Here is a 15,405-nt window from a genome sequence, read left to right on the forward strand (position 1 = left end):
CGCCACAAGGGAGAGCATGAGCATCAAATCCAGCGTAGGACGGGCGGGGTCCGTCCTGGCCCGGCCGTTCCACCGCGACGGGGCACCCACGCGCCTCCACCCCACGTCGGTGTGGGCGGAAGCGGTCAAGGTGGGCGAACTGTATGCGGCCCCCGCCTGGGGGAAGGCCCGCGCCTGGCTGGTCCGCCGGGTGGTCCCCGTCCTGGCGATGGTCAGCGCGTTGGGCGCGGTGGTGATTTCCGCCGTCGTGCTGCTTTGGGTTGTGGGGGCCGCCCTCGGCTGGCAGGAGGCCAAGGTTGCGGCGCTGCTGGGCTCGCTTCTGTTGCTGATCGCCATCGGGTTCATCGTGGGCAACTCCCTGTACACCGTGAAGCTGGACCTCGCCCGCACCCGCGTGGCCGTGGGGGACAGCGCCGTGGGCAGCATCGCGGTGACCAATGCGTCCACGCGGCACGTGCTGCCGTCGACGGTGGAGCTGCCCGTCGGTGCCGCCACGGCACTGTTCCACCTGCCGCGGATGAAGCCGGGCCAGGTGCATGGGGACCTGTTCACCATCCCCACCACGCGCCGCGCCGTGATCACGGTGGGGCCGGTCCGCTCGGTCCGCGCCGACCCCCTGCACCTGTTGCGCCGCGCGCTGCTGTGGACGGATCCCACAGAGCTGTTTGTCCATCCCCGCACCACCGCGCTGGAGGGTCCGGCCGCCGGCTTCCTGAAGGACCTGGAAGGCCTGCCGACCACCGAGCTGTCCAGCGCCGACGTCTCCTTCCACGCCCTGCGCGACTACGTGCCGGGCGACGACCGCCGCCACATCCACTGGAAGACCACGGCCCGCACGGGCAAGCTGATGGTGCGCCAGTTCGAGGAAACGCGCCGCGCCCACATGGCCGTGGCCCTGTCCGTGAACACGGACGAATACACGGCCGAGGCGGACTTTGAGCTGGCCATCTCGGCGGCCGCCTCCCTGGGGAGGCAGGCCATCAAGGAGGCCCGCGAGCTGAGCGTGGTGACCCAGCGCGGCCCCATCCGCTGTGAAACCGGAAAAAACATGCTCGACGACATGACCCGGCTCGCCGGGAACAACCGCAGCGGCACCGCCGTGGACCTGGCCCGCTCGCTTTCCGACTCCGTGCCCAACGCCTCCGTCGTGTTCTTCGTGGTCGGCTCCAAGGTCACCCCGACGCAGCTGCGCAGCGCCGCGGCCTCCGTGCCCCCGGGCGTGCGGGCCTTCGCCGTGCGCTGCCATGACGGTGCACAGTCCGCCCGGGCCAACATCGCGGACCTGACGGTGCTCACCCTCGGCGAGCTTTCCGACCTCCCGGCAGTCCTGCGAAAGGCCGTGGCATGAGCGGGCGCAGAAGCGCAGCCGCCGGGCAGGGCACCGGCGGATCCCGCAGGGCGGCCGCCGCGCCGGGATCCGGAACGCCCACGGCGCGCCCCCTGGAACCGCGACTCCCGTCGGCGTTCTCCGGCGGCAGGGCGTGGTGGCACTTTGCCATCGACGCCGCGGTCCTGGCCGTGCTGCTGGGGATCGCGGTCCTGGGTTTTGGCCCCACCTTTGGCCATGACCCCCGCTACCTGCTGGCCGGGCTCGGCGGCATTGTCCTGGGAATCGCCGTGGCGGCCGCCGGCGCGCACTGGCGGCTGGGCCTGGTGACGATGACCGGGCTGGCCCTGGGCGTGTACCTGGTCTTCGGCAGCGCGCTGGCGGCCACGGGGGAGGCCATTGCAGGGTTCATTCCCAGCCTGGCATCCCTGCGCGGGCTCCTGCTGGGCATCATGCTTTCCTGGAAGCAGCTGTTGACGCTCGCCCCGCCGGTGGGCGCCAGCGTCGAGGTCATGGTGGTCCCGTACCTCTCCGCGTTTGTGGCGGCGATTGTGGCGGGCACGCTGGCGTGGCGCCTGCGCAGGGCCGCCTGGGCAGTGGTGCCGGCCATGGCCCTGTTCGTCGCCGCGATTGCCCTGGGGACGGCCCAGACATTCTTTCCCGTGCTGCGCGGGGCACTGTTCGCCGCGGGAGCCATCGCCTGGCTGGCCTACCGGCACGAGATGCTCCGCCGAAGTTCCGCACGTGCCATTTCCGCCAACCAGCCCGTCCACGACGCGGCCGCAGCCCGCACCTCGGTGCTGCGCCGCCTCGGCCTGGCCGCCGGCATGGTTCTCGTGGCCGGGGCGGTCACGATGGCCGCCGCACCGGCCCTGACCACCAGTGCCAGCCGCGACGTGCTGCGCGAAACCGTGGTGCCGCCGCCGGACCTGCACAACCTGCCGTCGCCGCTCATGCGGTTCAGGGACTACGTCAAGAATGAAAAGGACAAGGTCCTGTTTACGGTGGACGGGCTGCCCAAGAACGGCCGCATCCGCCTGGCCGCCCTGGACAGCTACGACGGCGTGGTGTTCAACGTGGACCCCAACAGTTCGGCGTCGTTTTCCCCGGTGGGGGACCCCCGCGCACTCCACCAGCCCGCGGGCGGTGACGCGCTCGTCGTCGGCGTGAAGATCGGGGACTACACGGGTCCCTGGATCCCCGGCATGTCCGTGGCGCAGAGCCTGAGCTACCACAGCGCCGCCGGCCCCACCCCCACCCTGTACCTGAACAGGGATTCCGGCACGGCCCTGGACCTGGCCGGGGTGCGCCAGGGCGACAGCTACACCATGGACGTGGAGGTCCCGCAGGTGGACACGAAGAAGCTGGCCACGGCCGACTTTGGCTCGGTGCGCCTGCCCAAGCTGGAAAACGTGCCGCAGGTGGTCACCACCAAGGCCAACGACATCGTGGGTGAGGCGGACACCCCCCTGAAGAAGGTGCTGGCACTGGAAGGGGCGCTGCAACGCGAAGGCAAGTTCAGCAACGGCCTGGAAGGGCAGGTGCCCAGCACCTCCGGGCACAGCGCCGCCCGTATCACCAAGCTCCTCTCCGGCAAGCAAATGGTGGGCGACGACGAACAGTACGCCACCGCCATGGTCCTCATGGCCCGCCAGCTGGGCATCCCGGCGCGTGTGGTCATGGGCTTCCACCTGGATGAGAAGGACCCGGCCAACGGCGCCGGCACCGTCCAGATCAAGGGCGACGACGTCCACGCCTGGGTTGAGGTGAACTTCGCCGGGGTGGGCTGGGTGCCGTTCAACCCCACCCCGGACAAGAACCACGTGCCGAACCCGCCGGAACCCCAGAACGCCTCCAAGCCCAAGCCGCAGGTCCTCCAGCCGCCGCCCCCGCCGCAGGAGCCGGCGGACCTGCCGCCGGACACCGCCCCGGACGCCCTGGACACCAACGGCAAGAAGAACAACCCGGCCGGGATCCTGGGCGCCATCCTGATGGTCCTGGGCGTCGCGGCGATCCCCGTGGTGGTCCTGGTGCTGCCGCTGCTTCTGGTGGTGCTGCTGAAGACCCGGCGCCGCAATAGGCGCTTTTCCACCGGGCTCCCCGCGGACCGGGTGAGCGGCGGCTGGTCTGAAGTGGCAAGCCTGGCCACCGACCTCGGCGCGGGGCTGGACGCCAACGGCACGCGGCGGGAGCATGCCCAGGCCCTGTACAGCGACTTCCCGGACAGCCGGGCCGCGACGGCGGTCCTGGCCGCGCGTGCAGACGCGGCCATCTTCGGGCCGGGCCAGCCCAGCGAGGAAGAAGTGGCCGACTACTGGGCGCACGTGGACCATTCCGTACGGGACATGAAAGGCTCGGTAGGATTTTTCAAGCGGCAGCGGGCAAGGTTTTCGCCGCGGTCGCTGCTGGTCGATGCCCGGGCACGGGCCAAGGGCGGGACGGCGCAAAACGTCCCTGCCGACGGTGCTGCCGTGGGGCCGGGGCGGACATCCTGGCTGGCAAAGTTGATGGACAAGACCCGAAGGGGTGCAAGGTAAATGGCGCGGAAAGTGGCCGAGAGCTGCCGAAATTGCGGGGCGGAGCTGGCACCCGGCTCGGCCTATTGCACGCTGTGTGGGGCGGCGGTGGCCAACCGGGCTGCCTCGCCGGCCGCGGATTCCGTCCCGCTGGGCCGCCCCTCGCAGGGCTCCCGCGCCGCAGTGCCGGGCGTCATCCCGGTCGGCATGCAGCCGGCCGGACCGCTCGTGGAACCCGTCCAGGTGGCCGGCAACGCGCAGTTCGCCGCCACCTCCGAGCCGGCCGCGGGCGGCGCGGGCCGCCGCCTGGCGGCGAAGGTCATCGATGCCCTCCTTCCCGCCATCCTGTTGGGCACTGCCCTGGTCGTGGGGACCGCCCTGCTGTCCGTCAGGGAATCCGGCGGCTACCGGACCATCGACTTTTCGTGGCTGGCCATCCTGACCGGCACCGCCGCGGTGCTCTCGCTGGTGTACGGGCTGTGGCTGTGGTTCTGGGAGGCCGGGACGGGCAAGACCCCCGGCAACATCATGCTGGGACTGCGCACCACCGGCATGGACGGCCTGCCGGCGGGCGTGCTTGCCATCTTCCTGCGCAACCTGATCATAGCCGTGGGTTCGGTGGCGTTTTATGTGGGCACGGTGGTGGTGGTCATCTCCAACGCCTGGGACCGCAACGGCAAGCGGCAGGGCTGGCACGACAAGGTGGCCCACACCCTCGTCTTCAACGTCAGGACCGGCCGGAACCCCCTGGAGACCGGTGGCATCGCCGGGCATGAACCGTACGTGCCGGCGGCCATGCCCGGCATTGCGCCGGTGGGTTCGCCCCTGCCCGGCGTGCCTGCCCGGCCTGCCGCCCCGTCCTGGCCCGGCAGCCAGGCCTGGCCCGGCAGCCAGGCCTGGCCCGGCAGCCAAGCCTGGCCCGGCAGCCAGGCCCCCGCGCCGGCACAAACTCTGGTGCCGGGGAAGTCCGAGCCCACAGCACAGGACGGGCTGACCGGCCAGGGCGGACAGACAGGCCCGGGCGGACAGACGGGTCCGACGGCGCCGCTCCCGGACCCCGGATTCGCCGGGCAGGCCCGGCAGGACGGCACCCCGGCCCGGGACAGTGCCCCGGCCCGGGCTTTCGGCGCCGCACCCGCACCGGCCAGCCCCTTTGCCCCGCCCGCCGCCCCGGCCTCGGACGGGGCGGCGTTCGGCGCGCCGCCGGAAGGCTTCGCGGTGCCCGAATCCGGCCCCATCACGGGCGTGCCGTTTGCCAGGCCGGCCGGCAGCAACCCTGCCCGGGGCAACCCTGCCGGCGGTGCCTCAGCGGCCGCAGAGGAGACGGGGGAGCAGGGGAGTCTGGGCGCAACCCGGGTCCGCCCCGTCGCGTCCGGGTCCGCGCTGCGCCTGGAATTTGACGATGGCAGCACCGAGGAGGTCCGGTCGGTGGCACTCATTGGCCGCAACCCCGCCGGATACGATGGGGAGATGATTGAACACCTTGTCCCGGTCCGGGACTCCAGCAGGTCCGTCTCCAAGACACACCTGCACGTCAGCGTCTCCGGCGAGGGCCTGTGGGTGACGGACCGGAATTCCACCAACGGCAGCGCCATCACGGACGCCTCCGGGCGGAAATCCGTATTGCAGGGCGGCACGGCCGCACTGGCCGAAGTGGGCGCCACCGTCCACTTCGGCGACCGCTCCTTCCAAGTGGGCCGCGCGTGAGCATGGCGGCCGGGGCGCCGGACGGACAGCCGGAGGAGGCGCCGGACATCCGGCACGGCGTCACCCTCAGCTTTGGCTTCGGCAGCGACCGGGGGCTGCGGCGCGAACTGAACGAGGACGCATTCCTCGCCGCGGACCCCATCTTCGCGGTGGCCGACGGCATGGGCGGGCACGAGGCCGGCGAGGTGGCCAGCCGTGAATGCATCAGCGTGCTCAGCCAGCAGGCGGTCCTGGCGGCGGGCTCCCGCAGCGCCACGGCCGTGGACCTGCAGCAGGCGCTGCGCCAGGCCGACGCGAGGATCCGCGAGATTTCCCACGCCCGCGCAGGCACCACTGTCACGGGGGTGGCCGTCGTGGAGGAACGCGGCGTGCCCTACTGGCTCGTGTTCAACGTCGGGGATTCGCGCACCTACCGGCTGAGCCAGGGCAGCTTCGGCCAGGTCAGTGTTGACCACTCCGAGGTCCAGGAACTGGTCGACGGCGGATTCATCACCCCTGCCGAGGCACTGGTCCACCCGCGGCGCCACGTGGTGACCCGCGCGCTGGGCACCGGCACGGACACCGAGGCCGACTACTGGCTGATCCCGGTCGAGGACGGGGACCGGATCCTGGTCTGCTCCGACGGCCTCACCGGCGAGGTCAGCGACGAAGGCATCCACCGGGCCCTGAGCACGCTGGAACACCCGCAGGATGTGGTGGATTCGCTCATCCAGGCCGCGCTGCGCTCCGGTGGCAGGGACAACGTCACGGTGGTGGTGGTCGACGCCGCCCGCGTGGACGGGACCGGCCCGGAAACCCTGACCCAGCCGTCGGCGCCGGCCGAGGAAGACACCCTGCCGCGCCTGCCGGAGGAAGCACCCGGGGCGAATTCCGTCCCGCCTGAGGAGAACCATGCCTGAGACCACCTACCGCCCCGGCCCCTGGCTTGGCATTGTGCGCTCCGGCGCCGTCATCGTCCTGGAGGCCGGAACCGGCCCCGGCACCGTCGCCGCCCTGTGGGAGAGCCTGGGCCGCGACACGCCCACCATCGACGGCGTGCTCAACGCCGTGACGTCCGGCTTCGGCACGGACCTCACCGGCATGCCGGCGTTTGGGATCCTGGTCGCCGGAGACCGCCTGCACGCCATCCTGCGCGGCGGGATGACCCTGTCCGTGCAGGGCGGGGGGACCGTGGAGACCGTATCCGGCCGCGACGTCACCACCTGGAGCGAACGGTCGCTGGCGCTGCCGGAGTCCATGGTCCTGACGCTCGACGCCGTCCTGCCGGAGCCGGGTGCCACGCCCGGACTGCCCGTGGGCGAGGCCGTGGTCCTGCTTTCGGAGCTGCGCCGCGGTATGCCCGCCGCTGATGTGCCCAGCCTTGCCGCCGGCACGGGGCAGGCGGCTGCCGCCCCGGCGCCCGCGCACGCGGCGGAGGGACCAGCCATGGAGGGCCTGGCTGCGCCTGCCTCCCCTGCACCAGGCAGCGGATCCGGAGCGGCGCACGGCACTGCCGGGGACGGCGGCGGCGACGATGTGTACGCCGGCTTTGCCTTGGCCGCCGATGCCGAGTGGAACGCCGAGCTGGACGAGCCCTCCCGCTCCGAGCAGGACGCCCACCACCCCGAGGCATCGGCTGCTGCCAGCCCTGACGCCCCGCCACCTGAAAACCCGGCACCTGAAAACCCGGCAGCCGTCGCCACGGACCACGGCGACGTTGAGGAAGACCTGGGCCGGACCATCTACCCCGGCCTGGGCCACGAGGATTCAGCGGCCGACGAACCCGCCGGCGATGCGGGCGGACCCGGCGCTGAAGCGGCCGACGTCAGCAACACCACGAACTACGACCACCTCTTCGGTGCCACCGAACTGCGCTCGGTGGAGGACGCCGCCGTGCGCCTGGACGAGGACGGCCGGGAGGTCCACGACGCCGCGCCGGGGCCCGCCCCTGCCGTCATTCCACCGCAGCCGCAGCTGCCGCCGTCGTCCGGACAGCCGCCGGCAGGGGAGGCTCCCGCCGCGGCGCCGGCACCCGCGTGGCAGCCGCCGTCGGGCCTGCTGATTGATTCGGTGCCGTGGGGCAACAGCCGCGCCGGGGGATCCCCCGCCGGGGCGCCGGCTGCCCCGGGGAATGTTGTGGACACGGACCATGACGGCCACACGGTCATGCGCAGCGAGGTGGCCGGAAACGATGCGGCCGGCGGCCCGGCCACCACGCAGCTGGAATCGCGCCCGCCCACCGGGCCGATGGTGCTGGCGCGGCTGTGCCCGTCCGGGCACGCCAACCCGCCGAGCCGTTCACAGTGTTCGGAGTGCGGTGCGGCCATCAGCTCCGAGCCGCGCGAAGTGGGACGGCCGCGGCTGGGACGCATGCACATTTCCACCGGCGAGGTCCTGGACTTGGACCATTCGCTGGTCGTTGGCCGGCAGCCGTCCGTCTCCCGGGTCATGGGCGGGGTGATGCCGCGGCTGGTCCAGGTGCACAGTTCCAGCGGCGACATCTCCCGCTCCCACGTGGAGGTGCGCCTGGACGGCTGGGACGTGCTGCTGGTCGACCTCAAGGCCACCAACGGCACCGTGCTGGTCCGTGAAGGGCAGGCCCCGCGCCGCCTGGGCCAGGGCGAACAGGCCATCCTGCTCAACGGCGACATTGCCGAGCTGGGCGACGGCGTCTCGCTGCTGTTCGAAGGTCTTTTGTGAGCAGCAAACGCCCGCCGGCACCCCCTCCGCCCATCCCCGGATTCAGGTTCCTTTCGGTCCTGGGGTCCGGCGGCTTCTCCGACGTCTACCTCTACGAACAGGACCGGCCGCGCCGCAAGGTGGCCGTCAAGGTGCTCGTTGCCGACCTGAAGACGGACGGCGCCCGCCGCCGCTTCGAGTCAGAGGCGAACCTGATGGCGCAGCTGTCCACGCACCCCTACATCGTCACCATCTACGAGGCCGAGATCACCGACGCCGGGCATTCGTACCTGGCCATGGAATACTGCTCCCGGCCCAGCCTGGACGTGCGCTACCGGCGTGCCCGCTTCAGCGTTGACGAGGCACTCCGCGTGGGCATCCAGGTGGCCTCCGCCGTGGAAACGGCACACCGGGCCGGCATTGCCCACCGGGACATCAAGCCGGCGAACATCCTGGTGACCGACTACAACCGGCCAGCGCTGACGGACTTCGGCATCTCCGGCACCATGGATGCGGCCCAGGATGACGACGCCGGCATGTCCATTCCCTGGTCCCCGCCGGAATCCTTCGCCGCCGGTGCCACGGACGGGGTCAAGGTGGACATCTGGGCGCTCGGCGCCACGCTGTACACGCTGCTGGCGGGACATTCCCCGTTTGTCATCCCGGGCGGCGACAATTCCCAGCGCGAGCTCATCTCACGCATCAACTCCGGCCCGCTGCCGCGCCTGGGCCGCGCCGATGTGCCCGAGGCACTGGACCTGGTGCTGGCCACCGCCATGTCCAAGTCGCCGTCCTCCCGCTACGCCTCCGCCAAGGCCCTGGCCCGCGCCCTGATGCGAATCCAGGCGGACCTGAACCTCTCCATCACCCCCTTCGAGGTCCAGGAAGAAGCCCCCCAGGAGGAGTCCGACCCCGATGAAGGGTTCGAGGCCACCCGGGTGCGCAGCGTGGTGTCCATCGACCCGGACTCGCACCCGTCCGGCCCCACCTTTCCGTCCGCCTTCCGCCCCGGCACGCCGGGGGCCGGCCCGTTTACGCAGCACCCGCAAATCCACAGCGTCCCCGGCGTCACGGGCAGGACCCACGGCGCCACCACCGGATTGACGCAGAACGGATCCACGGTGCCCGGCAGCGCAGGCACCGCGCCCGGGGCGGGTGGGCCCGCGGCAGGTACGCACGGGCCGGCCGGGGCGCCTGCCGGGCCGGACAACGGCGACACCGCTGCGGCGCCGACGTCGCCGGGCGTCCGGCCCTATTCGTCCATGGTCTCGCCCACCCAGTGGGCCGATCCGCTCCCGCGCACCGGCAGCCAGGCCGCCGAGGAGGCCCATCTGGCCTCGACCGTGCACCGCAGCTCCGTGGCGCCGCAGGCACAGGGGCCGCAGGACGGGACCGGGCAGGAACCGGGGGGCCGGCGTCAGCCGTCCGCCGGACGCCGGTGGCTGGGACTGGGGGCGGGCGCGGTCCTGGCGGCCGCCGTCGTGGTCGGTATCGTGGTTTACGCCAACTCCGGTTCCCCGGCCCCCGTCGACCCCGGGGAGGGGCGGAACTCCACGCCCCCGCCGGCCCTCATTGTCGGGGCCGACGTCCCGCCGGTCACCAAGCTCAAGGCGGTGCCAAGCAACGGCGGGGCCGTGTGGACCTGGACCAACCCGGATCCCCAGCCCGGGGACATGTACGTGTGGGCCGCGGTCAGCGCCGTCAACTCCGGCATCTTCAAGCCGGTCGGGGAGGCCAGGGTGTTCGTCACCAACAACTCGGCCAACGGCCAATCATGCATATCGGTGAAACTGGTCCGCAAGAACGGCAGCACCTCGCCGGAGACCAGGAAATGCTTCCCGTAGGGAAGTGCGCAACACGACTGTGAACGAGGGACCGCACGAAAGGAATGAACGCACCATGGGGGAATTGGCCATCGATTTTTGTGGCGAGTGGTACGAGCCGTCGCCGGACGCCGTCTTTAGCATCGGGCGCGAGGGGGACCTGGAAATTGACGACAACCCGTACCTGCACCGCAAGTTCCTGGAAGTCAGCCGCTACGACGGCATCTGGTGGCTGACCAACGCCGGCACCATGCTCTCGGCCACCATTGCCGACGCCGCCGGCGGCATGCAGGCCTGGATGGCGCCGGGCTCCCGCATCCCGCTGGTGTTTGCGCACACGAACGTCATTTTCACGGCAGGGCCCACCACCTATGAATTCTCGGTGCACCTGAAGTCGCCGTCATTCATGGCGCAAAGCCGCGGGGAGGACTCCGCGGGGTCCACCACCATCGGCCCGGTGGTTTTCACCGACTCCCAAAAAGCCCTGATCGTGGCGCTGGCCGAGCCCATGCTGCGCCGCGACGGCACCGGCTTCAGCTCCATCCCGTCCTCCGCGGAAGCGGCAAGGCGGCTGGGCTGGGCCCTGACCCGGTTCAACCGCAAGCTGGACAACGTGTGCGACAAGCTGGACCGCGTGGGCGTGGTGGGACTGCGCGGCGGCGGCGGCAAGCTGGCCACCAACCGCCGCTCCCGGCTCGTTGAACACGCCGTCACCTCGCACCTGGTCACCCCGGACGATCTTCCGCTGCTGGACGCCATGCGCGGAAAGGACGATGAGTGAAGATCCGGCTCACCCTCCGCCGGACGCCCCTGGCGGACAAGAACCTCTCCGTCACCGTGGACGGCCTGGCCACGGTGGGGGACATTGCCACCGAGCTCTACCTCTCGGACCCCTCCCGCAAGGGCGCGGAGGCGCCGCCCAAGCTCTCGCTCACCGTTGAGGAATCCGTGGTGGGCGGCGTCCGCGGGCGCACCCTGCCCCCGGAGTCGAACCTGCTCGAGTCCGGCCTGCGCCCCGGCGCCACCGTGTCCCTGACCCAGGTCAGCGACACCTTCCGGATGCCCGGGCATGACCGGGGCCCGGCCGCCGCGACCCTGCGCGTGCTGTCCGGTCCGGACCAGGGCAGGGAGTTCGCGCTGCCCCTGGGTACCAGCTACGTGGGCCGCGATTTCAACGCCGACGTCCGCCTCAGCGACCCCATGACGTCCAAGCGCCACGCCCGCATCACGGTGGCCGGGGCCGTGGAAATTGTGGACACCGGCTCCGCCAACGGCCTCATGATGGACGGGACCGCCATCTCCCGCGCCGTGCTGGGCTCCTCCGACGAGGTGACGCTGGGCGAGACCACCATCTCCGTGGTGGGACTGGGCCGGGGGGCCCAGTCCGGGCCCACCAGCCCGCTGGTGGAATTCAACCGTTCACCCCGCGTGGTGCCGCGTTTCAAAATTGAGGAGCAGAGCGTCCCGAGCGGGCCGCAGCGGCCCAAGCGGGAACGCTTCCCCATCGTGATGATGGTGGCCCCCGTCGTCATGGGCGCCGTCATGTTTGCGGTGACCAAAAGCCTGTTCAGCATCATGTTCATGGCCATGATGCCGCTGATGATGCTGGGCAGCTACATGGACCAAAAATCCCAGCTGAAGAAGGACCTGCAGGAAAGCATCGAGCACTTCCGGGCCGCCGTCACCGAGTTCCGGCGCCAGATGACGGCGCGCCAACAGGTGGAGCGGGCCGTCCGGCTCGCCGAAAGCCCGTCCGCCAGCGAGACGGTGGATGCCATCTACAAGCTCGGCCCGCTGCTGTGGACGCACCGGCCCGAGCACCAGGCCTTCCTGTCGCTGCGCATGGGGGTGGGCCGGCAGCCGTCGCGCACGCCGGTCAGGACTTCGAATGAAAACAACACGCTGCCGGAATTCATGGCCGAGATCGATGACCTGAAAACCGAATTCAGCGAGATTGACGCCGTGCCCGTGGTGGCGCAGCTGCGCCTCAGCGGTGCCCTGGGCGTGGCCGGCCCGCGCGGCGTGGTGGACGACGTGGCACGCGCCCTGGTGCTGCAGGCCGTGGGCCTGCATTCGCCGGCCGAACTGGCCGTGGCCGCCATGACCTCCATGGAGTCCAGGGAACGCTGGGAATGGCTGCAGTGGCTGCCCCACACCGGCTCCGTGCATTCCCCGCTGGCCGCCGACCACCTCGCGGCCGGCACCGGCGCGGCCGGCGTCCTGCTGGCCGCCCTGGAAGACCTGATCGTCACGCGGGGGGCCAACCTGGCCGCCAACTCCGCCGCGCACCGCGGGGGACTGGACGCGGACAAGCGTGAGCTGCCGCCGCCGGCCGTCCCGGCACTGCTGGTCGTGGTCGAGGACGACGTCAAGGCGGACCGCGGCCGGCTGAACAGGCTGGCCGAGCACGGTGCCGACGTCGGCGTCCACGTGCTCTGGGTCGCATCCTCCATCGAGGCACTCCCGGCGTCGTGCCGCGACTTCATGCACGTGGCGGAGACCGCCACCACCGGGCAGGTCCGGCTGGGCGGGCTGAGCTACCCGGTCAGCTGCGAAAGCGTCGACGCGGATCTTGCGGGCACCCTGGCCCGCATGCTGGCACCCGTGGTGGACACCGCCAAGCCGGTCGACGACGACTCCGACCTGCCGCGCGCCGTCTCCTATGTGGCCCTCGCCGGGCACGACCTCATCGAGGGGACCTCCGGGATCGCCGACCGCTGGCTGGAAAACAACTCGGTGTCCTCCCGGGCCGTGAAGAACCGCAAGTTCCAGGGCTCCCTGCGTGCCCTGGTCGGGTCCAAGGGCGTGGAGCCAATGTACCTTGACCTGAAGACGGAAGGCCCGCACGCACTCGTGGGCGGCACCACCGGGGCCGGCAAGAGCGAGTTCCTGCAGGCCTGGGTGCTTGGCATGGCAGCCGCCTACAGCCCCGACCGGCTCACGTTCCTGTTCGTCGACTACAAGGGCGGTGCCGCCTTCGCCGATTGTGTGAAGCTGCCGCACACGGTGGGCCTGGTGACGGACCTGTCCCCGCACCTGGTGCGCCGTGCGCTGACGTCGCTGCGGGCCGAGCTGCACTACCGCGAGCACCTGCTCAACCGGAAGAAGGCCAAGGACCTGCTTGCCCTGGAGCGGGAAGCGGACCCGGAGGCGCCGCCGTCGCTGGTCATCGTGGTGGACGAGTTTGCCGCCCTGGCCAAGGAAGTGCCGGAATTCGTGGACGGCGTGGTGGACGTGGCCGCGCGCGGGCGCTCGCTGGGACTGCACCTGATCCTGGCCACCCAGCGGCCTTCGGGCGTCATCAAGGACAACCTGCGCGCCAACACGAACATGCGCATCGCCTTGCGCATGGCCGACGTCGACGACTCCCAGGACATCCTGGGCGAGCCGACGGCCGCCTACTTCAGCCCCTCCATCCCGGGCCGCGGCGCAGCCAAGACCGGGCCCGGCCGCATCCAGGGGTTCCAGACCGGCTATGCCGGCGGCTGGACCACCAGGACCCCGCAGCGCCCGCGCATTGACATTGTGGAGATGGACTTTGGCTCCGGCGCGGCCTGGGAACAGGAAGCGGTGGCGGCACCCGTCGAGGAGTCCGCCGGGCCCAATGACATCTCCCGCGTGGTCGCCAACGTCTCGCTGGCCGCCGTCGAACTCGGGGTCAGGCCGCCGCGCAAACCGTGGCTGGGCGAACTGCCGGACACCTACGACTTCTCGAAACTGCCCAACCCGCGCACCGACGCGAAACTGCTGCTGGGCGTCATGGACGACCCCGAACACCAGGCCCAGCCCACTGTTTTTTTTGAACCGGACAGGGACGGCAACATGGCCATCCTGGGCGCCAGCGGCTCGGGGAAGTCCGCTGCGCTGCGCACCATCGCCATCGCCGCCGCCATCACCCCGCGCGGCGGCCCCGTGCAGGTGTACGGCATTGACGCCGCCTCCAACGGCCTGGCCATGCTGGAGATGCTCCCGCACGTGGGCGGCATCATCAACGCCGAGGACAATGAGCGCGTGGGCCGGCTCCTGCGCTACGTGCGCGGCGTCATCGAGGAGAGGGCGGAGACGTTTGCCGCGGTCAAGGCCGGCACCATCGCCGAATACCGGCGGCTGGCCAACAGGCCGGAAGAGCCTCGCATCATCGTCATGGTGGACGGACTGGCGGCGTTCCGGGAAATTTACGAGTACCGCGTGGGCATGACGCAGTTTGAAACGCTGCAGCAGATCGCCACGGACGGCCGCCCCATGGGCGTGCACGTTGTCATCGCCGGTGACAGCACCAAGTCGCTGCCGGCGTCGCTCGCAGCCTCCATGCAGCGCATGCTGGTGCTGCGCATGGCCACGATGGACGACTATGTGAACCTGGGGCTTCCCCGCGACGTGCTTTCGGCCGCTTCGCCGCCCGGCCGGGGACTCATGGACGAGGGCGAGGTGCAGCTGGCCATCTTCGGCGGCAACGCCAACCTGGCCCTGCAGTCGCGCCAGGTGGAAAAGCTGGCCGAGGCCATGCGCCGCCAGGGAGTGCCGGACGCGCCGCGGGTCGAGTCGCTGCCGGAGACCCTGGACCTGAACGTGCTCCCCGCCGCCGCCCCGGGCCACGCCATCATCGGGGTGGACGACTACAACCTCGAACCCGCCGGCCTGGCCGCCAACGGCGCGCTCATGCTCACCGGCCCGCCCGGCTCCGGACGCACCACGGCCCTGGTCACCCTGGCCGAGGCCCTGAAGCGTTCGACGCCGGGCACCCGGCGCGTCTACCTCGGCTCACGGAAGTCGGCGGTGGCCGGCATGCCGGTCTGGGACGAGGCATTCACCACCAACAACGGGGTGGAGCCGGAGCTGGCACGGCTGATCGAGCTGGTGGAGTCCGAGACGCAGCCGGTGGCGCTGTTCCTTGAGGGCGTCACCGAATTTGCCGACTCCATGCTGGAAATGGACCTGGTCAACCTCATCAAGGCAGCCATCAAGCTCAACCACTTTGTCGTGGGCGAGGCGGAATCCTCCACCTGGTCCGGGGCCTGGAACTTCTCCGGCCTGTTCAAGGCCGGCCGGCGCGGCCTGCTCATGAACCCGGGGGACCTGGAGGGCGACACCCTCATGAACACGCCGCTGGGGCGACTGACTAACAACAAGTTCATCCCGGGCCGGGGGTACGTTGTGGGCCGGGGCAAGGCGTTCAAGCTTCAGGTGGCCACCACCATGGACCACGAGCGGTAGCCCTGGCGCCGGTCGGGACCCCCGCTGGTCGAGCCTGTCGAGACGCCAACAAATGGGGACCGGTCCCCATCGACCCCGGCCGCCGCGGCTTGTTAGCTTTGAGTTAGTCAATCGGATGGACAAGCCGTCCGGGACAAATAATTCCAACAAAGGATGTGCA

The 15,405-nt window shown here is 70.8% G+C and carries 8 protein-coding genes; all 8 read left to right on the top strand.

All coding sequences use genetic code 11. From position 1 onward, the window contains the following. Window positions 1-16: 16 nt before the first annotated feature. From MMF96_RS04905 to MMF96_RS04940, 8 genes are read left to right on the top strand one after another with little or no spacing between them, the layout of a single operon-like run. Complete coding sequence (locus MMF96_RS04905) at window positions 17-1,348, top strand: DUF58 domain-containing protein (protein WP_256882748.1); 1,332 nt, start codon at window positions 17-19, stop codon at window positions 1,346-1,348. Beyond that, on the top strand, window positions 1,345-3,864 hold the full coding sequence (locus MMF96_RS04910) for a DUF3488 and transglutaminase-like domain-containing protein (RefSeq protein WP_256882749.1): 2,520 nt from the start codon (window positions 1,345-1,347) through the stop codon (window positions 3,862-3,864). Before MMF96_RS04905 ends, MMF96_RS04910 begins: the two co-directional genes overlap by 4 nt. Continuing rightward, a complete protein-coding gene (locus MMF96_RS04915; RefSeq protein WP_256882750.1) occupies window positions 3,865-5,550 on the top strand; it encodes an RDD family protein in 1,686 nt (561 codons plus the stop codon). 2 nt (window positions 5,551-5,552) lie between these two features. Then, window positions 5,553-6,449 carry a PP2C family serine/threonine-protein phosphatase gene (locus tag MMF96_RS04920; RefSeq protein ID WP_176615681.1) on the top strand — a complete coding sequence of 299 codons (897 nt, stop codon included), beginning with the start codon at window positions 5,553-5,555 and terminating at the stop codon, window positions 6,447-6,449. Then, on the top strand, window positions 6,442-8,229 hold the full coding sequence (locus MMF96_RS19755) for an FHA domain-containing protein (protein WP_256882751.1): 1,788 nt from the start codon (window positions 6,442-6,444) through the stop codon (window positions 8,227-8,229). Before MMF96_RS04920 ends, MMF96_RS19755 begins: the two co-directional genes overlap by 8 nt. Continuing rightward, on the top strand, window positions 8,226-10,052 hold the full coding sequence (locus tag MMF96_RS04930; protein ID WP_256882752.1) for a serine/threonine-protein kinase: 1,827 nt from the start codon (window positions 8,226-8,228) through the stop codon (window positions 10,050-10,052). The genes MMF96_RS19755 and MMF96_RS04930 overlap by 4 nt, the downstream gene beginning before the upstream one ends. A 55-nt stretch (window positions 10,053-10,107) precedes the next feature. After that, window positions 10,108-10,812 carry a hypothetical protein gene (locus MMF96_RS04935; protein ID WP_176615569.1) on the top strand — a complete coding sequence of 235 codons (705 nt, stop codon included), beginning with the start codon at window positions 10,108-10,110 and terminating at the stop codon, window positions 10,810-10,812. Further along, window positions 10,809-15,245 carry an FtsK/SpoIIIE domain-containing protein gene (locus tag MMF96_RS04940; protein WP_256882753.1) on the top strand — a complete coding sequence of 1,479 codons (4,437 nt, stop codon included), beginning with the start codon at window positions 10,809-10,811 and terminating at the stop codon, window positions 15,243-15,245. The genes MMF96_RS04935 and MMF96_RS04940 overlap by 4 nt, the downstream gene beginning before the upstream one ends. Window positions 15,246-15,405 lie beyond the last annotated feature (160 nt).

The sequence above is a fragment of the Arthrobacter sp. STN4 genome, assembly GCF_024539665.1.
Lineage (GTDB): Bacteria > Actinomycetota > Actinomycetes > Actinomycetales > Micrococcaceae > Specibacter.

What these genes read in the sequence shown, in the direction of transcription:
- MMF96_RS04905 (WP_256882748.1), top strand. Translation starts at nt 17, where the DNA reads ATGAGCATCAAATCCAGCGTAGGACGGGCGGGGTCCGTCCTGGCCCGG.
- MMF96_RS04910 (WP_256882749.1), top strand. Translation starts at nt 1,345, where the DNA reads ATGAGCGGGCGCAGAAGCGCAGCCGCCGGGCAGGGCACCGGCGGATCC.
- MMF96_RS04915 (WP_256882750.1), top strand. Translation starts at nt 3,865, where the DNA reads ATGGCGCGGAAAGTGGCCGAGAGCTGCCGAAATTGCGGGGCGGAGCTG.
- MMF96_RS04920 (WP_176615681.1), top strand. Translation starts at nt 5,553, where the DNA reads ATGGCGGCCGGGGCGCCGGACGGACAGCCGGAGGAGGCGCCGGACATC.
- MMF96_RS19755 (WP_256882751.1), top strand. Translation starts at nt 6,442, where the DNA reads ATGCCTGAGACCACCTACCGCCCCGGCCCCTGGCTTGGCATTGTGCGC.
- MMF96_RS04935 (WP_176615569.1), top strand. Translation starts at nt 10,108, where the DNA reads ATGGGGGAATTGGCCATCGATTTTTGTGGCGAGTGGTACGAGCCGTCG.